Origin of the sequence: Pseudoclavibacter sp. 8L (assembly GCF_902506465.1) — a bacterium.
Classification (GTDB): domain Bacteria; phylum Actinomycetota; class Actinomycetes; order Actinomycetales; family Microbacteriaceae; genus Pseudoclavibacter.
This window is the reverse complement of the sequence record NZ_LR733186.1, coordinates 936,796-957,334: the sequence shown is the minus strand read 5'-3', so window position 1 is coordinate 957,334 and position 20,539 is coordinate 936,796. Positions and strand designations below refer to the sequence as shown.

General features: G+C 68.3%; 17 protein-coding genes. 10 read left to right on the top strand and 7 right to left on the bottom strand.

Translation table 11 applies throughout. The features are described 5' to 3' along the window. Window positions 1-38: 38 nt before the first annotated feature. Window positions 39-1,745: a rhamnan synthesis F family protein gene (locus tag GV007_RS11240; protein ID WP_160072619.1), complete on the bottom strand. Its 1,707-nt coding sequence runs from the start codon at window positions 1,743-1,745 to the stop codon at window positions 39-41. Further along, window positions 1,742-2,044, bottom strand: a complete 303-nt coding sequence (locus GV007_RS11235) for an iron-sulfur cluster co-chaperone HscB C-terminal domain-containing protein (protein WP_160072617.1) — start codon at window positions 2,042-2,044, stop codon at window positions 1,742-1,744. The genes GV007_RS11240 and GV007_RS11235 overlap by 4 nt, the downstream gene beginning before the upstream one ends. Before the next feature lie 80 nt (window positions 2,045-2,124). On the opposite strand from GV007_RS11235, the gene GV007_RS11230 reads away from it, so the two are divergent. Beyond that, complete coding sequence (locus GV007_RS11230; RefSeq protein WP_160072615.1) at window positions 2,125-3,492, top strand: hypothetical protein; 1,368 nt, start codon at window positions 2,125-2,127, stop codon at window positions 3,490-3,492. A gap of 5 nt (window positions 3,493-3,497) precedes the next feature. On the opposite strand, the gene GV007_RS11225 is transcribed toward GV007_RS11230, so the two are convergent. Together GV007_RS11225 and GV007_RS11220 are read right to left on the bottom strand one after the other, a co-directional pair. Further along, window positions 3,498-4,970 carry an O-antigen ligase family protein gene (locus tag GV007_RS11225; RefSeq protein ID WP_160072613.1) on the bottom strand — a complete coding sequence of 491 codons (1,473 nt, stop codon included), beginning with the start codon at window positions 4,968-4,970 and terminating at the stop codon, window positions 3,498-3,500. A gap of 78 nt (window positions 4,971-5,048) precedes the next feature. Then, window positions 5,049-6,236 (bottom strand): acyl-CoA dehydrogenase family protein, encoded by a 1,188-nt coding sequence (locus GV007_RS11220; protein WP_160072611.1) that lies wholly within the window; start codon window positions 6,234-6,236, stop codon window positions 5,049-5,051. A gap of 236 nt (window positions 6,237-6,472) precedes the next feature. Between GV007_RS11220 and manA the strand changes: the two genes are divergently transcribed. From manA to GV007_RS11200, 4 genes are all read left to right on the top strand, one after another. Next, window positions 6,473-7,804 (top strand): mannose-6-phosphate isomerase, class I, encoded by a 1,332-nt coding sequence (gene manA / locus GV007_RS11215; protein ID WP_160072609.1) that lies wholly within the window; start codon window positions 6,473-6,475, stop codon window positions 7,802-7,804. 227 nt (window positions 7,805-8,031) lie between these two features. Beyond that, window positions 8,032-8,349 (top strand): WhiB family transcriptional regulator, encoded by a 318-nt coding sequence (locus GV007_RS11210; protein ID WP_104242955.1) that lies wholly within the window; start codon window positions 8,032-8,034, stop codon window positions 8,347-8,349. Window positions 8,350-8,520: 171 nt separating this feature from the next. Beyond that, entirely contained in the window at window positions 8,521-11,499 is a 2,979-nt protein-coding gene (locus GV007_RS11205; protein WP_160072607.1) for a glycosyltransferase, read from the top strand. Then, window positions 11,486-12,970: a DUF5719 family protein gene (locus tag GV007_RS11200; RefSeq protein ID WP_160072605.1), complete on the top strand. Its 1,485-nt coding sequence runs from the start codon at window positions 11,486-11,488 to the stop codon at window positions 12,968-12,970. The genes GV007_RS11205 and GV007_RS11200 overlap by 14 nt, the downstream gene beginning before the upstream one ends. 22 nt (window positions 12,971-12,992) lie before the next feature. Here the strand turns inward: GV007_RS11200 and GV007_RS11195 are convergent, their stop codons facing one another. Then, window positions 12,993-13,454, bottom strand: coding sequence for a hypothetical protein (locus GV007_RS11195; protein ID WP_181057986.1), 462 nt, complete (start codon window positions 13,452-13,454; stop codon window positions 12,993-12,995). A 35-nt stretch (window positions 13,455-13,489) separates the two neighbouring features. Here GV007_RS11195 and GV007_RS11190 point away from each other — a divergent pair, with 35 nt between their 5' ends. Genes GV007_RS11190 through ahcY form a run of 3 tightly spaced genes read left to right on the top strand, consistent with a single transcriptional unit; the run spans window position 13,490 to window position 16,653 of the window. Next, on the top strand, window positions 13,490-13,696 hold the full coding sequence (locus GV007_RS11190; RefSeq protein WP_082774968.1) for a DUF3499 family protein: 207 nt from the start codon (window positions 13,490-13,492) through the stop codon (window positions 13,694-13,696). After that, window positions 13,693-15,135, top strand: coding sequence for a phosphomannomutase/phosphoglucomutase (locus GV007_RS11185; RefSeq protein ID WP_160072603.1), 1,443 nt, complete (start codon window positions 13,693-13,695; stop codon window positions 15,133-15,135). Before GV007_RS11190 ends, GV007_RS11185 begins: the two co-directional genes overlap by 4 nt. 45 nt (window positions 15,136-15,180) lie before the next feature. Then, window positions 15,181-16,653, top strand: a complete 1,473-nt coding sequence (gene ahcY, locus GV007_RS11180) for an adenosylhomocysteinase (RefSeq protein WP_160072601.1) — start codon at window positions 15,181-15,183, stop codon at window positions 16,651-16,653. A gap of 166 nt (window positions 16,654-16,819) precedes the next feature. On the opposite strand, the gene GV007_RS11175 is transcribed toward ahcY, so the two are convergent. Further along, window positions 16,820-17,686, bottom strand: coding sequence for an RDD family protein (locus GV007_RS11175; protein WP_160072599.1), 867 nt, complete (start codon window positions 17,684-17,686; stop codon window positions 16,820-16,822). A 16-nt stretch (window positions 17,687-17,702) separates the two neighbouring features. On the opposite strand from GV007_RS11175, the gene GV007_RS11170 reads away from it, so the two are divergent. Continuing rightward, window positions 17,703-18,698, top strand: a complete 996-nt coding sequence (locus GV007_RS11170) for a stage II sporulation protein M (RefSeq protein ID WP_160072597.1) — start codon at window positions 17,703-17,705, stop codon at window positions 18,696-18,698. An 899-nt stretch (window positions 18,699-19,597) separates the two neighbouring features. Beyond that, the gene (locus GV007_RS11165) at window positions 19,598-19,762 is read left to right on the top strand and encodes a hypothetical protein (RefSeq protein WP_160072595.1); all 165 of its coding nucleotides are present in this window, start codon (window positions 19,598-19,600) and stop codon (window positions 19,760-19,762) included. A 44-nt stretch (window positions 19,763-19,806) separates the two neighbouring features. On the opposite strand, the gene GV007_RS11160 is transcribed toward GV007_RS11165, so the two are convergent. Then, window positions 19,807-20,394, bottom strand: a complete 588-nt coding sequence (locus GV007_RS11160; protein ID WP_160072593.1) for a GNAT family N-acetyltransferase — start codon at window positions 20,392-20,394, stop codon at window positions 19,807-19,809. Window positions 20,395-20,539 lie beyond the last annotated feature (145 nt).

Genomic DNA, 20,539 nt, shown 5'->3' with positions numbered 1-20,539 from the left:
GCAACCGGGCCATGGGCGCGGGACTGCTCTGCGCGTTCTCAGGACAGGGACTGCACCCGGGCCACGAGCGTCGAGGCGCGCGCGCCGCCGCTCGGCCCGACCGCGCGGTTGATGCGACGGAGCAGGTCGAAGGTCATCGACAGCAGGTACTTCGCGAGCTTGGGAGTGACGGCGACGCGTGGGACGAACCCGGCGGTCTGCACGGCCAGGGCCGTGAGCTTCTGCCAATCGCGGGTGCTCAGCTGGACGAGGCTCCCGTACGGGGCAGCCGCGACCGCAGCCCCCAATGCGCGGACGGCCGCCGTCCGGAGCACGACAGTGCCGCCTGATCCCTGCAGCGGGGCGGTCCTGCGCGAGTACGGTACCGCGATGCCCAGCATCGTGGCGATTGCCTCGAAAGCCGGAGTCGTGTCCTCCCACTCTCGGCCGAGCTCCCCGAAGTGCTCTCCGTGCAGGAGCGGGGCCGCGACGAGGAGGCCGAGCTCTCTCGAGCGCTCGAACTCGGCGATCGCGGACGATGGGTCGGGCAGGGAGAAGGTCTCGGATCCGAAGGCTCGCGCGTCGACGAGGTCGGCGAGGCGGCCGCTCTGGTGGAACGCGTCGGGGCCGAGCACGATCGTGACCTCCTGGTCGATCCTGCCGGCGGCTTCCGACCAGTGCGAGGTCACCTCGATGCGCGTCGCGCCGGATTCCCGGACGAGGCCGTCCACGTCCTCGAGACGCGTTCGGGTCCCGGTGATGACAAGTGCCGAACGGCCGGCGATTCGTCGCGCCTGCTCGAGCCGCTCCTCGAAGCCCGCACCGACGGGCACGAGGACCGCGAAGTCCTGCACGGGCTCGTCCGAGGTCTCGAGCATGACCCAGTCATGCAGGGTCGAGAACTGCGCGTACTGGTCCATGCTGCGCTGCATATGGGGGCGAAGCTGGGCCATGTCGAAGCGGCCGGAGGTCTCGAGGAACTCGTAGAGCCCGGTCGCGTTGAAACCGGCCATCTCCTCGATCGTCGAGGGGATGCCCGCGAAGAGCGTCTTGCGCTTGAAGAAGGGGCAGTTGCGCTCTTCGATCAGCCGCACGGGGTACGTGTTGAGCGGGTAGAGCGTGTACGGCTCGAGGTCCGTCGTATCGACGTAGGGCTCCCAGGTGAACCCGAGTCGGTCGAAGAACCACGTGAACTTGGCCTCGTGCTTCGCGACGGCGTGCGAGTAGTCGGGGATCGGCGGGAGGTCGTCCCAGTAGTCCTGGAAGGGCTCGGAGAGGAACATGGAGCGCCGTACGGCGATGAAGTGCGACTGGATGTGCACGGGCAGCGTCGGGGTCTCCAGCACGCCGAAGGGGTCGAACGGCGCCGCGTGGTGCACGTTCACTCCCCAGAAGTCGAGGTCCTTCGCGTCCATCGTGTCGAACATGAGACCCAGGTCGGCGACGGGGCCGACGATCGTGAAGTTGAACATCACGAACTCGTCGTACTCGGCGAGGCCCTGCCAGCCGATCGAGTCGATGGCGGTCTTGTAGGCCCAGGAGTCGAAGCCCTCGTTCGGGCGCACGATGAGCTCGGTGTCCGGTCGGGCCGCGAACAGCTCCCGCCCGGCGTCGTCGAGCTCGCCGTTGACGACGACGATGACGTGGTCGAGGTGCGGCTGCATGCCGTCGAGGAGGGTCGTGACGTAGTCGTCGACGACGCCCTGCTCGTCGAAGAAGAAGAAGATGCCGAGTCGCTTGGGAGCCTTGAGGTCGCTCAGCTTCACTTGAGGCCACCGAGGAGACGACGCGGGACCGCGAGGATCCGTCTCGGGATGCTGCGCACGATCGAGGGGAGGCGGCGCACGAGGTTGCGAGCGCGCTGTGCGGTCGTGGGCCGCACGTTGAGGTGGTAGTGCGCGTCGTCCAGGGAGTTCTGCAGTGCCAGGATGCGGGCCTTGAGCTCGGCGTTCTCCGCCTTCTCCTCGGCGCGTTCGCGGGCGAGTTCGTCGAGGCGTTCGCGGAGCTCCTCGATCTCGACCAGGAGTTCTGCGGAGCTTCGGGTATCGGGTGCGCTGCTTGGCATGGCCCCGAGCATATCGCCGGAGGCCCTCGCGTCGGTCTCCCTCGCCGGGGTACCGCGCCGGTGGCCGCTAGCATCGACGAATGAGCAAGCACGGTGGCGGTTCCGGGGCAGAGCCCTGGCGGCTCGCGCGGCACCGTGAGTCGGCCTGGCTGGTTGGTGTCCTCGTCGCAGCGCTTGCGCTCGCCTGGCTCCGCATCCCGGCTGGGGGTCACGGGGTGCTCTGGGCTGAGGACGGAGACACGTTCCTGCGCGAGCAGGTCGAGCTCGGCAGCTTCGCGACGCTCTTCCATCCCTATGCGGGGTACCAGCATTTCCTGCCGAGGGTGATCACGGCGCTCTCCGCCGAGCTGTTCCCGCTCGATAACTTCGGGGTGGCCGTCTCTCTCCTGAGTCTCACCGCGACAGCCCTCGTCTGCGCGGGAACGTTCCGCCTGTCGAGGGGCATCGTCACGTGGCTGCCCGCGCGGATCGCGGTCTCGCTCGTTCCCGTGCTCGTGCCGCTCATCAGCCGCGAGCTGCTGGGCGACCTCGCGAACCTGCACACCTACTGCCTGTGGCTCGTGGTCTGGATCTTCCTCGCGCGAAGCGATGTGTCCCGGACGGAGAAGCTGCTCTGGGCCGGTGTCGTCCTGGCCTGCTTCCTGACCGAGGTGCAGGCGATCGTGGCTCTCCCCATCCTGGTCGTCCGTCTGCTTCGGGATCGGAGCCGGTGGGTCTGGTCGCTGCTGGTCGCTGCGTTCCTCGGCGCTCTGCCCCAGCTCGTCACCTGGATGCTCGTGCCCCGGCCCCAGTTCAACGCGCCGCACGGTGCGATCTCCGTCGCTGACATCCTCGTCGGCTGGGGGGCCACCGCCCTGCTGCCGGTCTGGAGCGGTGATACCGAGCTGAATGCCGAGATCCTGGCCAGCCACGGAACTGGGATCCTGCTGCTGGCTCTCGTCCCCTTCGCGCTCGCGGTCGGCATCGTGGCGGCGCTCGGGCGGTGGCGGGAGCGGGGAGCTCTTGGCGCGCTGCTGTTCGTCTCGGCGGCCGCGTTCGCGGGCACGCTCCTGGTCAACCCGTTGACGATCTTCCAGTTCGCGCGTCTCGACGGCGACGACTGGCTGGCCGCGCAGATCGACATCCGCTACGGGGCGGCCGCCGCGATCTTCGCACTCGCGAGCTTCCCGTTCGCCGCTTCGTCGATCGTGGAGCGGTGGGGGATTCGTGCGCCGCGCGCCTCACGTGTGGCAGCGTCTGCGCTGCTCCTCGCGGTCGGAATCGCGGTCGTGCTGCAGTGGGCCGCCGTGCCGAACGACCGGCTCGCCGTTGCCCCGTGGTCGGCGCAGTACCGGGAGGCGGTCGCGACGTGTGCCGCCGAGCCAGCTGGCGAGCAGGTGTTCGCGGTTGCTCCCGGAAAGTCCTTCGAGCTGGCCTGCGAGGACCTGCTGCGCTCCGCGGGCGAGTAGGCGCGTCAGAGGCCTTCGAGCTTGTTGCGCTCCACGATGGGCAGCGGGCCGGTCTTGGTGGAGATGGTGCGCCTCGGCAGCGCCGGGAGGTCCTGGATGCGCAGCTTCGAGTAGATAGCCAGGTAGCAGAGCAGCAGCCAGTTGCCTTCGACGAGCAGCCTCGACTCCGTCAGCGATTGCACGGTGAGCGCCACCATGAGGAGGAACGCGAGCATGGCGGTCGGCGGGAAGTCCCGCGGGCCGCTCGCGTCGGTCTGCGGCCGATCGACGGCGAGCCACCACGTGCGGATGAGGGTCGAGAGCACGATGCCGACGAAGAAGAACGCGCCGATGAGACCCGTCTGCATCCAGACGTCGAGGTAGGCGTTGTGAGCTTGCAGGAAGTGGACTCCGTCGACGACGAGGAGCCCCTTGAAAGGCTCGACCCACGGTGCCCAGTAGCTGATCCAGCCCATGCCCGTCAGCCAGTGCTCGCTGCCGAGTCGTCCGACCTCCGCCCAGATGTCGCCGCGTCCCGACATATCGCTCGACCGGTTGATGAGGCCGAAGAGCTGCGTGTTGAACTGCAGCACGACCCAGCCGATGATGAGCATGATCGCGAAGACGGCCCCGTACATGCCCCAGCGCTGCGCGTTGCTCAGCGGCCTCGCGATGAAGACGAGTGCGACGGCGAGCAGCACGACCGCGCAGCCGACGAAGACGGTCGCCGACTTGCACAGCAGGATCGCGATGAGGCCGAGGGCGATCCACGTGACGGCGGGCCAGCGCCTCATCTGCTTCGCGTACCACTGCACGGCGACCGCGATGACGCAGAGCAGGGCGGCCATGGCGAGCAGGTTGCGATTGCCGAGGATGCCCTGGATGGCGCTGCCGGCGAAGATGTGGCCCTGGCTCCAGAGGAACGCGGCGGGGACGGTCTCGGCCGTTGCGCCCGGGATGCCGGTCACGCGTTCGAGCTCGCCGGGGATGAGCAGCGCGAGGGGGAGCACCCCGCCGGGGAAGAAGAGGGCGACGAAGACCTCGAAGGCCAGGGAGAGGCCGAGGATCCACCGCATGGCCGCGCTGAAGGCCCGCAGGAACTGCGGCTTCGTCAGGGACACGGCGAGCGCGAGGGCGACAATTGCCGTCACGAGCTGGATGCCGAATCCCAGGAGCGATTCGGGGCGGTAGATCGACCAGATGATGGAGAGCGCGCACCAGGCGACGAACGCGATGAGTGCCGAGGGGAGGTGCATGATCTTCGGCAGGGGCTTCTTGCTGGCAAGCAGCCAGATGGAGCCGCCGACGATGATCGCGGCGACCGCGCCGAAGCCGTACCAGGTGATCAGGTTCCGCCAGAAGTCGCCCGCGAAGGCGGTGAAGAACGTGAAGGTCGCGAATGCGGTGAGCCCGGGGCTGCCTGGGACCTGCGCGAGGAATCGGCGCCAGGGGGCGCGCTCGGTCGCGGCAGATTCTGCGGGGGTTCGGGTGGAGCTCACCGGCCTATTCTCGCTCACTCGCGGACGCCCGCGGTCCTCTGCCCCGCATAGGGCCCCGGACGCGTGCAGGAGGGGTGCTCACACGAAGGCTGCGTGGCCGGTGATCGACCTGCCCACGATGAGGGTGTTCATCTCCCTGGTCCCCTCATACGAGTAGATGGCCTCGGCGTCGGCGAAGAACCGGCCGACTCCGTAGTCGGCGACGATGCCGTTGCCGCCGCACACTTCGCGGGCCAGAGCGACGACCTTGCGCATGTTGCCCGTCGCGACGGCCTTCGCGAGTGCGGAGTGCTCGTCCTTCTGCGCGTCGGCATCGCCGAGCTGCGAGATGCGCACGCAGAGCGTGATGCTGGACGTGATGAGGCCGAGCGCGTCGACGAGTCGCTCTTGGATGAGCTGCCTTGCGGCGATGGGAGCGCCGAACTGGATCCGCTCCTTCGCGTACGCGAGCGCGGCCTCGTAGGCGCCGACCGCGATGCCGGTCGCGAGCCAGGCGACCTCGGCCCGCGTCTGGCGCAGCACGGTGGCGGTGTCCTTGAACGAGTTGGCGTGCTCCAGCTTCGCGTCGGCGGGGACGCGAACGCCATCGAGTGTGATGTCGGCGTTCTGCACGATGCGCAGCGACACCTTGCGCTCGATCTTGGTGGCCGTGAACCCAGGAAGCGAGGTGTCGACGACGAAGCCCTTGACCTGGCCGTCTGCGACGTCCTTGGCCCAGATGACGACGATGTCGGCGAACGTCGCGTTGCCGATCCATCGCTTCGCGCCGTTCAGCACCCACTCATCGCCGACTCGCTCTGCCGTCGTGGTGAGGCCTCTGGCCGAGTCGCTGCCGGAGCCCGGCTCGGTCAGACCGAAGGCTCCGATGAGCTCGCCCGAGGCGAGTGCCGGAAGCCATCGCTCACGCTGGGCGTCGGAGCCGCACAGGCCGATGGCCCCGAGAGCGAGGCCGTTCTGAACGCCCACGTAGGTGGCGACGCTGGCGTCGACCCTGGCGAGCTCGAGGGCCGTCCACCCGCGGAAGACGGCGGAGTTCGGGAACGGGCGCGTCTCCTCGAAGGCGAGGCCGATCACGCCTGCATCGGCGAGTCCCCTGACGATCTCGGTCGGGAACGTCGCGGCCTCCCAGTGCTCGTCGATGACGGGTCGCACGTCGCGCTCGAGGTAGTCGCGCAGCTTGGCGATGAGTCCCTTCTCCTCGGCCGAGAGCTCGGCCTCGAGCCCCGTGAAGTCGCCTGGCAGAAGTTGCAGTTCGTTGTCGTCCATGACCGTCCTGTTCCGAGTCGCGCGGGTGGAAGGCGCTCCGCGATCGTCGGACCGGCGGCACCGGCTGCGGCAGCGAAGCGAGCGCTCCGCGAGCCTACGAAGCGTCGCCATGCTCGCGCCAGCGTCTTGGCGGAATCCGTTAAGACGGTCGCGGTTCGGGGCCGGGGTCTTGTATCTGCCCTGCAGTTCGCCGCACCGCTCCCACAGAGGCGGTGAGATTCGGTAGCCTTCGCGTGATGTTTCTGCCACTGAAGAATGCCCCCCGTGACTACGCCTGGGGTGCGCCAGGATCGATCTCGCAGCTGCTCGGCACGACCGGCGCCTGCACCCTCGACGACGCCGATTGGGAGGGAGTGCCCCAGGCCGAGCTGTGGCTGGGCGCGCATCCCGGTGCCCCGAGTCGCATCGTCGACCCCGAGCTCGCGGGCGGCGCCGCCACCCTCGATGCCTGGATCGAGCAGGCTCCAGTGGCCGCGCTCGGCCGCTACGCCATGGGCTTGCGCGAGGGTGACGGCCCACGGCTGCCGTACCTCCTGAAGGTGCTCTCCGCCGCGGCCCCGCTCTCGCTGCAGGTGCATCCGACGCTCACTGACGCGCGTCTCGGGTTCGAACGAGAGAACCAGGCCGGCATTCCCCTCAGTGCGCCGGAGCGCAACTACAAGGATCCGCTGCACAAGCCCGAGATGCTCCTCGCACTCAGCGAGACGATGGATGCGCTAGCCGGGTTCCGTGACTTCGCCGAGGTCGCCGCGGTCGTCGGCGACTTCGCGCGCCGAGCGGAATCGGCCCCTGAGCAGTCGACGGCAGGACGCGCCGCGCTCGCGGACTTCGAGGCTCGGGCCGCGTCGCTGTCCACGGGCGAGGAGCTGCGGTCCCTCGTGACCTGGCTCCTCGAAGGTGGTGACATCGTCGGTGATCTCGTGGCTGCGGTGTCCGGAGTCGCGCTCGCGGGTGACGAGTCCGGGGACCAGCCCGAGCGCTTCGCTCGGGAGCGGGGCATCATCGCGACGCTGGCTCGCATGTATCCGGGTGACCCCGGCATCGCGCTTGCAATGCTGCTCAACCACATCACGATCAGGAGGGGAGAGGCGATCTTCCTTCCCGCGGGCAACATGCACGCCTATGTCAGGGGCCTCGGAATCGAGATCATGGCCGCGTCGGACAACGTGCTGCGTGGCGGCCTCACACCGAAGCACGTCGATATCCCCGAGCTGCTCGCGAGGCTCGACTTCGCCCCGGTTCCGCCGCCGTATATCGCCGCGACGCGCATCCAGGAGGGTGTCGAGGAGTACCGGCCCGAGATTCCCGACTTCCGCCTTGTGCGGGTCGTTCCTGGCCCGGACGAAGCGGTGAAGACCATTCACCTCGACGGTCCGACGATGCTCCTCTGCCTCGAGGGCGAGGCCCGTCTCGAGGGGGCGAAGTCGACGGCCACCATCAGTGCGGGCGAGTCCGTGTTCGTGACGCCCGATGAGCTGCCGGTGCGCGTCGTCGGCTCCGTCGACCTCTTCGCGGCTGGGCCGGGACTCGACCGGCGCGACACGGTGCCGATGCGACACGCCGACTAGCTGAGAATCTTCGTCGCGAGGGTCTGTCAGCCCACGCGACCGGCGAGCCCCCACCTCGCGGGGGATCCTCGGCGACACGCCGTCGCGAATCGCGCGCGGCTTCTCCGAAAAGTCTCAAGACCGGGCTTAGTGTTGAGGGCTTTCGACTTGACGCGGGGTGAATTACAACGATGTAATGATTCCGACGCGCGGGCAGGTGCCCGCAAGTAACGTGGGGAGAACGTGATATGGCAATTCCAGGGAGGAACCCCTCGGTTCCGGAGGACTGGTATGTCGACCCGGTCAACCTCGGCGTCCCAGGAGTTCGAAGGAATGTCGGCGACGACAACCCGCTCGCGTGGCAGGCCGACGCGCTGTGCGCGCAGGTCGACCCAGAGGCCTTCTTCCCGGAGAAGGGCGGATCGACGCGTGACGCGAAGCGGATCTGCGACTCCTGCGAGGTCCGGAGCGACTGCCTCGAGTACGCGCTGTCCAACGACGAGCGCTTCGGCATCTGGGGTGGGCTGAGCGAGCGCGAGCGACGCAAGCTGCGCAAGCTCGCATAATCGCTGAGCGCTCGGTCTCCGCAACCGAGCACGCCAAGCTGATGGGGCCCCGTGACGACTTCGGTCGGACGGGGCCCTTCGTGTGTCCCTCGGCGATACCGGGGTGCGCGTGTTCGCGGCTTGCCGCTCGCAATGCGGCATCGCTCGGGGGAGCCGAATACCATTCGTTCAATGCGTCCCGGAGTCACCGCAATCCTTGTCGCGCGAGATGCGTCGCGCTCGCTCGAGCGCACCATCGCCGCGCTCGAGGGATCGTCGCGCATCCCGGATCGCGTCGTTATGGTGAATCTCGCGTCGACGGACTCGACGCTCGAGGTCATGCGAGCTGCCGAACCGGACATCCTGCTTACGTTGGAGACCGAGACGACGTTCGGTGCTGCCGTCGCCGAGGCGGTTGCCGTCCTCGAGGAGCAGGAGCTGCAGTCGGAGGGCGACTGGCTCTGGCTGCTCAGCGCTGACAACGCCCCCGAGCACGATGCCCTCGAGCAGCTCCTCGCCACCGCCGAGCGGAACCCCTCGCTCGAGGTGACCGGGCCAAAGCTCGTCCGCAGCGACGACGCTGCGACGCTCGTCGAGTTCGGCCAGTCGATGCTGCAGAACGGCGAGAGTCTGCGCCTTCGCGAAGACGAGCTGGACCAGGGGCAGTTCGATCAGGACTCGGACGTCCTCGGCGTCGCGGCCGGTGGCATGCTGGTTCGTCGCGAGCCCTGGCTTGCGCTCGAGGGCTTCGACCCCGGCCTTCCCGCCGTCGATGACGCGCTCGACTTCTGCACGCGGGTGTGGCTTGCCGGCGGCCGCGTGCTGCTGACCCCCTCCGCTCGAGTCGCCTGCGATCCCGAAGCGGCAGGGACAGCCGCGATGAACCCCGGGATGAGCGCCTCAGCGGTGGAAGCGGCAAGGGACACCGCCAGGGTGCACCGCAGCCTGACGAAGACCCCGGCGGCGGCATTCGGCGCCCTGCGGCTGCTGCTCATCCCGATCGCTCTGCTCAAGGGCATCTGGCACCTCGTGCGCAAGCGCCCGCGCCGTATCCTCGCCGAGCTCCGCTCAGCGTCGCGGGTGACGTTCGGCAAGACCGGAGCCGCCCGCTCGAGGGCCCAGTTCGCGAAGACGCGAACCGAGCCATGGACCGTCATCGAGCCGCTGCTCGTGAGCGCCGAGGAGAATCAGAAGACGCTCGGTCTGCAGCGCGAGGAACTGCGTGCCCTCACGCACGAGGAGCGCGAGAGGTACTCGCTCGTCGGCTCCGGAGGACTCTGGGTCCTGCTCATCTCGACCGTCCTGGGACTCGGCCTCGGTCTGTCTCTCATCGGCCAGTCGACGCTCTCAGGCGGTGGCCTCCTGCCGCTGGCGGATTCCGTCGGCACGCTCTGGGGGCGTACGGGGTACGGGGTCCGAGATGTGGGGGACGGCGCCTTCGGCGTCGCCGACCCCTTCACCTACGTGCTCGCGGTGCTCGGCACCCTCACCTTCTGGCACCCGAGCCTCAGCATCGTGCTGCTGTGGCTGTTCGCACTCCCGCTCGCGGCGATGGGGACATGGCTCCTCGTGGCGCGCCTCACCAACCGGGCCGGGCTGCGGGCGTTCGCCGCCTTCGCGTGGATGCTCGCGCCACCGCTCGTCGTCGCGCTCGCGGAAGGGCGCATCGCCGCCGTCATCGCGCACCTCGTGCTCCCCTGGCTCATCTTCTCTGCGCTGAGCGCGTCGAGGAACTGGTCGCGCGCTGCTGCGACGGGGCTGCTCGCGGCGATCGCGATCGCATCCGCCCCGATCCTGGCTCTCCCTATCGCTATCGTGTGGCTCGTGTGGCTCGTCATCGGCGGGCGGGGCTTCGTCCAGCGCCTGCTGACCGCGGTCCCGACTCTGGTGCTGTTCGCGCCACTCGCCGTCGCGCAGTGGAACCGGGGGCGCCCGCTCGCGCTGTTCGCGGACCCCGGCGTCCCGCTCGCGAGCACCGCTCCTGATGCGTGGCAGATGCTCCTCGGCTTCCCCGGGTCCTTGCTCGCTGACCCCAGCTGGGCTGGCGGGCTGCTCGAGGGTTCCCCTGCTGTCCCCATCGTCGCTGCGGCCCTGGTGGCTCCGCTCTTCCTCCTGGCGCTGCTCGCCCCTGGCAGCCGAAACTGGCGTGCGTCGCTCTTCGGCCTGCAGCTGCTGCTCCTCGGCTTCGTGACCGCGGCGGCGGCGAGCCGATTCGGCTTCTCGCACGTCGGAGTCGAGAGCATCTCGCTGTGGCCCGGCAGCGCGCAGTCGCTCATGTGGCTCGGTGCCCTGATCTCGGCCGCGGCGACGCTCGGCGCGCTCCGACCCCGCCTCTCGCACGTCTTCGCCGGTCTCGCGCTGGTCGGCATCGTGCTCCTGGCTGCTCTTCCCGCGACGGCACTGCTGCGCGGCGATGCGCTGGTCGGTGCCGGCGACGGCCGATCGCTGCCTGCCATCGTCGATGCGCAGGGTCGTGCCTCTGACGAGGTCGGCACCCTCGTGATCGCGCCGCTCGCGAGCGGCGCCGTCGAGGTGCGGCTCGAGCGTGGCACCGGCGACAGCCTGGACTCGCAGTCGACGCTGCGCACCACGAGCGTTGGTTTCTCCGCAGGTGACCAGCGTCTGGCCGAGCTGGCCGTGAACTTCGCCTCGGATTCCTCATACCGCCCGACGGAGGAGCTGCACGCGCTCGGCATCAGCTACCTGCTTGTCCCGGAGGGCGGGAGCGACGCCGCGACCATGGAGGGGCGCCTCGTCTCCTCCCTTGACGCGAACTTCGGTCTGCGCCCGGCCGGCGCAACGGAGTTCGGCACCCTGTGGCAGGTCGTCGGTCCGACCCTCGAGCCGACCGACCCGAGTGTCTCCGGTCCTCTCGATACCGCGAACACCGGAACCACGCTCGGCCGGTCGATGCTCATCGTGCAGGGTGTGCTCCTCGCCCTGACGCTCCTCGCGGCCCTCCCGACCGGTGGACTGAGCGCGCGCGCCGCCGACGTTCGGCGCCGGGAGAAGACCAGCGGGCGCCCGTGGTATGACCTCGACGGCGGGACGGACGGCAGCGACGAGCGGATGCTGCGGCGCGACGTCACCGCGCTGACGGTCGACGACTTCGAAGACGACGATGACGTGCTCGGCACAGGTGCACGGGGAGGCGACCATGACGCTCGATGAGTCGAAGGTGATCGCCGAGGCGCGTGCCGCGGACGACGCGGCGCGCAAGGCGCCCGGAAAGCGGCACGGACGGCGGCCGGTGTGGCGTGTCCTGAGCGTCGGCGCCGCTCTCGTCGCGGTCGGTGGCGTCGTCGCCGCCGTGCAGCTGGCGCCCGAGGGCGTCGTCGTCGCCTCCGCGAACTCGGTCCTCGTGAGTCCTGTCGCGAGCGCACAGGATCGGGTGTGCCCCGGTCCCCTCACGCTGCTCGGGCTCGCCACCGACGACCCGACGCTCCCCGCGACGCTGGGCACCACGAGCATCCGGCTCGCGGGCGACGAGGACGGGCTCGAGGTCGAGCCGGTCGTCGCCTCCACTCCCGCGGCCGACGAGCAGCAGGCGCTCGCGCCCGTGCGCTTCACGGTGCCGGGACTGACCGAGGACGGGTCGCCGACGGCGTTCGCTGCGGCTCAGACGCTTGAACTTGCGCAGCCCTCGGCCGGGGGCTTCGCCGCGACAGCCTGCCGGATGCCGTCCGCGGAGCAGTGGCTGGTGGGTGGCAGCACAGCCGAGGGCAGCAGCACGCAGCTCGTCATGGTGAACTCCGCAGACCAGGCCGCCGACGTTCGCGTCACGGTCTCAACGGCAGACGGCGTCGTGCAGGCCCCGACGATCCGCGAGATCGTCGTGCCCGCGAGCAGCCGGGAGGTCGTGAGCCTCGAGGGGGTCGCGCCCGATCGGGGCGATCTGGTCGTGCACGTGGAAGCCGTCTCCGGAAGCATCATCTCGACGCTGCACCAGACCCGCACCTCAGGCGCGACGCCGAGTGGCATCGAGATCATCGGGGCGCAGGATGCGCCGAGCACCTCGCTCTCGATCGTCGGCGTCCCCTCAACGAGCACCGCGTCGGAAGCCGAGGGCACGCTGGTGCTCGAGCGCGGCGCGACGCTGCGGGTCCTCGCGCCAGGAGACGAGCAGACGGAGCTCACCGTCGACGTGCGTGACGCGGCCGGCGTCGCCCTGGAGCCGATCTCGCTCACCATCGAGGGCGGACGGACCACGGAGATCCCGCTCACGGGCTATCCGATCGGCCAGTACACGCTCGAGATCGAGGCGAGCAACCCCGTCGTCGCCGCCGCGCAGACCACGGCGACCGCCACAGCATCGGACCTGGCCTGGTACCTGCCTGTCCCAGTCCTGAGCGACAGCCAGGTCGTCGCCGTGCCGAACGGCCCGTCTCCCAAGCTGCAGCTCGCCGACGCCGACGGCGTCGAGAAGACCGCCACGCTGGTCGCGGAGGACGGCACGGAGACGGCCGTCACGATTCCGGCGCACGGCACGACCTCCATCGACGTCGAGGCGTCGCGCGAGTACCGGCTCGAGGGGCTCGACCGGGTCTCGGTCCAGCTCGCCTACGCGGGCGACGGCCAGCTCGCCGCGATCCCGAGCTATGCGGGCAACCCGCTCGCCGAGGTCATCACCGTCTACCGCTGAGACGCGCAGGCGGCGGGGGAGCTCACTCGTCGCCGAAGCGCTCCGGCGCGATGTCCCACGGGTCGGAGCCGAGCAACTCGGCGACGGCCTGCAGCACGCACCGCTCCACGAGCATCCGGTAGTGCACCGGGTCCTCGCAGTGCAATCGCGCCAGGCGATCTATCGCGACCCGGTACAGGATGATGCGGTTCGGCGACTCGACGTGCCAACGGTCCATGCCATCCGCATGCTGCAGTGTCTTCGGCACGTTCGCGATATCGACCTGCACATTCGCGAGTCGCTCAGGGTTGGCTGCGCGCAGGTAGTTCATCGCGTCGGCCACGTGGTTCTCGAACCTGACCACCCGACCGGTGAGCATCGGCAGGTACGGTCCGGCGACACTCGAGCGGATGCCCCTGCCGTGCCTGCCGCGGGCGAGGCCCCGCTCAGGGCGGGCCTGCCTCCTGGCGTTCTCGGACTTCTTCTCCCGGCGGCGACGTGGCATGCCTGCGAGTTTACGCCCGGCGTAGACTTGCGCCGATGTCCAATCGACCATGCTCACGAGTCGCGTGCACCCGCAAGGCGGAGTACACCCTGACGTTCGACTACGAGGACAAGCTCGCCGTCATCGGCCCGCTTGCGATCGCTGCCGAACCCCACAGCTACGACCTGTGTGCGCGCCACGCTGAGCGCTCGACGCCACCGCAGGGCTGGAGCATGATGCGTCCGGTAGTTTTGGGTTCATGACTTCTGTGGCAATCGCACCCGCATCGACTGACGAGCGGGGTTCTCTCTCTGGTGTCGTGAAGAGCTACGACGTTCGGGGGCTCGTCGGCAGCGAGCTCACCGAGTCGCTTGTGACAGCGCTCGGCGCTGGCTTCGTCGACGAATTCGCGCTCTCCGGGCAGACGGTCGTCGTCGGCCACGACATGCGCGACTCCTCTCCGGGCTTCGCGGCGGCCTTCGCTCGCGGTGCGACCGCGAGGGGCGCGAACGTCACGCACATCGGGCTCTGCTCGACCGACGAGGACTACTTCGCGTCGGGCCGATACGATGCGGCCGCTGCGATGTTCACGGCCAGCCACAATCCCGCCGCCTACAACGGCATCAAGCTGTCGCTCGCCGGTGCCAAGGCGCTGAGCTTCGACACGGGCCTCTCCGCGATCCGCGATCGCGCGGCCGCCTTCCTCGACGAGGGCATCGCCGCCGTAGAGCAGCCGGGCGAGGAGCAGCGCATCGACGTGCTCGCCGACTACGCGGCCTACCTGCGCGAACTGGTCGACCTCTCGGGCATCCGCCAGCTCAAGATCGTCGTCGACGCCGGCAACGGGATGGGTGGCCTCACGGTCCCTGCCGTGCTCGGCGAGGCGGCTGGCCTCGGAGCCCTGCCACTCGAGATCATCCCCATGTACTTCGAGCTCGACGGCACGTTCCCGAACCATGAGGCCAACCCGCTCGACCCCAAGAACCTGGTCGACCTGCAGGCCGCCGTCATCGAGCATGGCGCCGATCTCGGCCTCGCCTTCGACGGCGATGCGGACCGCTGCTTCCTCATCGATGAGCTGGGTGAGCCCGTCTCGCCGAGCGCCGTGACCGCCATCGTCGCGCGCCGCGAGATCGCGCGCGTCCGTGAAGCCGGCGAGACCGAGCCGACCATCCTGCACAACCTCATCGTCTCGCGTCATGTTCCGGAGGCCATCAGGCAGGAAGGCGCGAAGGCCGTCCAGACGAAGGTCGGTCACTCGCTCATCAAGGCGCAGATGGCCGCCACGAATGCGGTCTTCGGCGGAGAGCACTCCGCGCACTACTACTTCCGCGACTTCTGGAGTGCCGACAACGGCATGCTCGCGGCGATGCACGTGCTCGCAGCCGTGGGCGGCTCCGACAAGCAGCTCTCGGAGATCGGCGGGCTCGAGAACCCCTATTTCGCGTCCGGTGAGATCAACTCGACGGTCGCCGACGTGCCGGCAGCGCTCGCGCGTATCGTCGACACCTTCGCGAGCATCGCGGAGTTCGAGGAATTCGACGGCCTCACGGTCCGCGGCTCCGACGAGACCGGGTTCTGGTGGTTCAACGTGCGCGCGTCCAACACAGAGCCGCTCCTGCGCTTGAACGCCGAGGCCAAGGACGAGGCGCGCCTGCAGTCGCTGCGCGACCAGGTGCTCGGCCTCATCCGGGCCGAGTAGCAGACCCGCAGCATCCACCACACCCGTAGCAAGGAAGCAGCAGTCATGGCACCAACGTCAGGTATCGAGCTCTCCACCGAACGTCCGTTCGTCGTCGCAGATCTGGCCCTCGCGCCGGCGGGGCGCCACCAGATCCGTCTGGCCGAGATCGAGATGCCTGGGCTCATGGCGCTGCGGGCGCAGTACGCGGGACAGAACCCGCTCGCTGGCGCACGCATCGCCGGGTCGCTGCACATGACGGTGCAGACCGCGGTGCTCATCGAGACCCTCACCGACCTCGGCGCCGAGGTGCGCTGGGCCAGCTGCAACATCTTCTCCACGCAGGACGAAGCCGCCGCTGCCGTCGCCGTCGGTCCCAACGGCACGGTCGAGGATCCGAAGGGCATCCCCGTGTTCGCCTGGAAGGGCGAGACGCTCGAGGACTACTGGTGGTGCACCTCGCGCATCTTCGACTGGAGCGCCGAGGGTGCCGTCGGCCCCAACCTCATCCTCGATGACGGCGGCGATGCGACGATGCTCGTGCACCTCGGTCGTGAGGCCGAGATGGCCGGAGCCGTCCGTGACGCGAGTGACGCGGACAGCGTCGAGATGCGGGTTGTCCTCGACACCATCCGCGCCTCGCTCGCCGTCAACGATGGCCACTTCACCCGCATCGCGGACGAGGTGCGCGGCGTCACGGAAGAGACGACGACTGGCGTGCACCGCCTGTACGAGCTCGCTGAACGGGGTGAGCTGCAGTTCACGGCCATCAACGTCAACGACTCGGTGACGAAGTCGAAGTTCGACAACACGTACGGCATCCGCCACTCGCTCCCCGATGGGCTGAACCGCGCGACCGATGTGCTCATCGGCGGCAAGACCGCCTTCGTGGTCGGCTATGGGGACGTCGGCAAGGGTGCGGCCGAAGCCCTTCGCGGCCAGGGCGCGCGGGTGATCGTCAGCGAGGTCGACCCGATCTGCGCCTGGCAGGCCGCGATGGACGGCTTCCAGGTCGCCAAGGTCGAGGACGTCCTCGACCAGGTGGACATCTGGATCACCTGCACGGGCAACAAGAGCGTGCTGACCCTCGAGCACATGCTCGGCATGAAGCACATGGCGATCGTCGGCAACGTCGGGCACTTCGACAACGAGATCGACATGGCCGGGCTCGAGGGCCTCGCGGGTGCGACTCGCGTCGAGATCAAGGCGCAGGTGCACGAGTGGCGCCTCCCGAACTCGCGTTCGCTGCTGGTGCTCTCCGAGGGGCGTCTGCTGAACCTCGGAAACGCGACCGGTCACCCCTCGTTCGTGATGAGCAGTTCCTTCACGAACCAGGTACTTGCGCAGCTCGAGCTCTGGCAGCGCCTCGACGCCTACCCTCTCGGTGTCCACGTGCTGCCGAAGCACCTGGACGAGCAGGTCGCGCGTCTTCACCTGGACGCCCTCGGCGTGAAGCTCACCGAGCTGACCCCCGAGCAGGCCGACTACATCGGCGTCGCCGTCGACGGCCCGTACAAGGTCGACCACTACCGGTACTGAGCGTCGCCCGCCGAGCGTCGCCGGCACGCGAGAGCCCGCAGCCCGCCAGGGGAGAACCCTGGCGGGGTGCGGCTGTTCGCGCTGCAGTATGCCGTCGGATCCGGATCCGGGTCCGGATCCGGATCCGGACCCGGCCCGCCTCGGGAACCGAGCCAGGACTCGCGGTTCAGCCTCGGTCCGGGAACGAGTGGGGCATGCCGTTCAGCGTGGGGGCCAGCGCCGTCTCCCGCCGGCCGATCGCGGACAGCGCGGCGAGCTCCCGATCGCGGCGCAGCACGGCGAGACCTCGCAGGTAGGTGTCGGCGTCGACGTCTGGGATCGGGTGCACGTGGGGGAGCGTCTCGCGCGCGATCTCTCCAGCGGCTCGGTCCCGGTGCGCGGGGGTGAGATGCGCAGCCTGGTCGAGGTAGTCCAGGATCCGGCGAGCGGTTCGGTCCGGCAGCCTCCCGGCGTCGGCGATCCCGGCCCAGGCGAGGAGCTGCGGGGGCATCGGCCCGAGGTGGCTTCTGAGCTTCGGCGCACGTTCGCGCTGGCAGGTCGTGCCCGCCAGGATGTCGCCGAGTCTCTTGGCCCTGCCGTTGACGAGGCCAGTGATGATGGCGATGCCGCCGAAGGTGCCGTACAGCTCGATGAATCCGAGCAGGGAGCGGATAAGTGCCTGTCGGAAGCCTGACGCGCCCCCGTCGTCGCGCACGATGCGCAGCCCGGTGGCGAGCTTTCCGACCGATCGACCGTGCGAGAGCGTCTCGACGACACACGGAGCGATGACGAGGCAGACGACAAGAAGCGAGAGGGCGATGGCGCTCATGAGTGCCTCATCGATGGCGAACGGGAAGTCGTCGCTCGAGAGGACCGTCATGGTCAGGATGAGGAGGCCGACGTATCCGAGCAGGTAGACCAGCGCATCAAGGGCGGCAGATGCCGCGCGAAGCGCGAACCCCGCTGGCCGGACGTCCAGATGCACGCCTTCGCCGGCGACAAGCTGCTCGTCGCTGACGCTCAGGCGTTCCCGTGGTCTCGTCTGAGTGGCCATGGCAGTATTGAAACAGATGGATCTTGAAGCTCTCACAACCGCCCGTTCGGCGGATTGGCGGCGCCTGGGGGCGCTGGCTCGGCACCGGAATCTGACCGGCGCCGAGATCGACGAGCTCATCACGCGGTACCAGGATTCGTCGACGGAGCTCTCGGCGCTGCGAACAAGCTACGGCGAGACCCGCGAGGGAGAGTTCCTGTCCGTGCAGCTGTCGCGGGCGCGGGGCAGGTTCACTGGGGCAGGGCGCAACATCCTGCTGGTCCTCGGAACGTTCTTCACTCTTGCCCTGCCCGCTGCGCTCTACCGCGTCCGGTGGTGGACGCTCGGTGCAGCGGTGTTCACGTTGCTCGTGGCGGTGCTCAGCTACTGGTGGATCACGGCCAACCCGGAGATCCTCGGATTCCTCGGTTCCGAGGCCGCGCTGGAGCAGTACGCGGAAGAGGACTTCGTCGGCTATTACTCGCAGTTCTCGGAATCCAGCTTCGCTGCGAGGGTCTTCACGAACAATGCGTGGATCGCCGCGCAGTGCATTGCATTCGGCATCACCGGCCTGTGGGTGCCTGTCGTTCTCGTGCAGAATGCGCTCGGTCTCGGACAGAGCGCGGCGGTGCTCGGCGCGCACGGGCACCTTGACGTGTTCTTCCTCTGGATCGCGCCTCACGGACTGCTCGAACTCACGATGGTGTTCGTCGCGGCGGGAGCTGGGCTTCGCATCTTCTGGGCATGGGTCGCCCCCGGCGCGAAGACGCGCATGCAGTCGCTGGCCGACGATGGCCGTGCGCTCATCGTGGTCGCGATCGGCACGACGATCTTCCTGTTCATCTCCGGCCTGGTCGAGGGGTTCGTGACGAGGCAGGACTGGCCGTGGCCGGTGAAGATCGGGATCGGTGCGGCAGCTCTCGCGCTCTACCTCGTCTACGCGCTGTGGCTCGGCGGTCGCGCGGTCCGGGCCGGCGAGACCGGCGCACTCGAGAAGTTCGACGGCGGAGCGCGGCGGGTCTACGCAGGCTGACGCCAGTGCCGGTGATGCTTCTGGCGGCGTGCCGATTGACTCGACACGCCCGGGATGCGCCCTGAGTTGTGCGCCGCGGGGTCACTGCGTAATGTAATCACTCGTCAGGCCAACGGAGCGAAACGCGAGAGCGGGTCGCACGGGCCGGACAGTCCGAAAGAAAGATCAGCATCTGCCACTTGTTCTTGCAAGTTGGAGCAACATGATCTACACTCGGAACTCCTGCCTCACCGGGTAGCAAGATCGTCGGCCTCTGGTTCTTCCAGTTGGTTGTGCGGAGGATGAGCTTCATGCTCACGGTCCGTGTTTCTTGTCCGGGGTTTGCAGTGCAAGCGATTGCTCCTTAGAGATGGCCGTGAGGCTTGAAGAGGGAAGCGCTCGATTCTTGAGAACTCAACAGCGTGCACTATGTCAAATGCCAATTTGATCCCGTGCCTCTTCCTTTGGAGGGGGTAAGGATTCCTTTTGGAAACATATTTGGACAATACAAGTCAGTACTGAACTTTCGGGTTTGGTGTTGTTTTGTTTTTTGTCAGTTTCAAACTTGTCATTGCACTTCGGTGTGGTGGCGTGATGTTTACCGGCGAGCCTTTGGGTTTGTTTGGTTGTTATTCATTTACGGAGAGTTTGATCCTGGCTCAGGACGAACGCTGGCGGCGTGCTTAACACATGCAAGTCGAACGATGAAGCCCAGCTTGCTGGGTGGATTAGTGGCGAACGGGTGAGTAACACGTGAGCAACGTGCCCATAACTCTGGGATAACCTCCGGAAACGGTGGCNGGGTTGGGGCAGGGGGCCGCGGGCCGGGAAGACGCGCGGGAGCGGCCTGGCTGCCGGCGTGCGCGATCTCCGTCGCGCAGCCGATGCGCGGTCCAGGCGGATTTCGTACCGTGGATCGCATGGATATCTCGTCGATGATCATGGGAGCGGCAGTGGCATCCGTCATGTGGATCGGATTCGTCCCATGGGCGCGGCTCAAGCGCCTCCGCGAGCTCGAGGCGCGAGACGCAACCGGACGGTCTGGGCCAGGGGGCGCAGGCGAGGGGCCGACCCCAGCTCCCTAGCGCCGCCGGTCGGCGGGTGCCCGTTGCCGGCTACGCGCCCCGCCCTACCAGGGTCTGCCCCGGAGGTCGACCACACCGGGAGGCCAGGGATCGACGCCCTGCCGAATCGGCGAGATGAGCACCGGAGAGCCTGCTTCGACGACTGCCTCGACGCCCGTCTCCGCTCGCCCCATCGTCTCGGGTGGGAGCGAGCGCGCTGTGCTTCGCTCGACGACGTGGATGCGATGCCACCCGGTCCGCTCGTAGAAGGGCACGACGTCTTCCCGGCATCCCAGATAGCCGTACTCGAGGTCGGGGGCGGCTCGCATCGCACCTCGAGCGAGCGACATCGCGAGTTCGCCAAGGCCTTGGCCTCGGAGTCGGTCATCGACGAGCACGCCACCCGTGCCGGCCACCGCGATCTGGGTGTGGCCGACCGTGATCTCGCGTCGCTGGAACCCGACGTGCGCCACGGCGGAACCTCCTGCGTCGAAGACGATCGCGTGCGTGGAGGCCGGGGCGTAGCCGTAGGGCTGCTCGGGATCCCATTCGCCGTGCACTGCGCGGTACTCGCGATCGAAGAGTGCACGAAGGGCCGTGAGCTCGGCCGGCTTGAGGGCCGAGTGCTCGACGACCCGGGGGAGGTAGGTCATCACGTCAGCGTAGGACGCTGCTGTGCTCCTCCTCGTTTGGAAGCGGCCCGTGGCGAAGTGCGGGTGGATTTCCTCTGCTCACCTGGGGTAATTCGGAGCAGGTCCCACGTTCGAAGCTAGTTCCTATTTTCTTGAAGAAAACCTG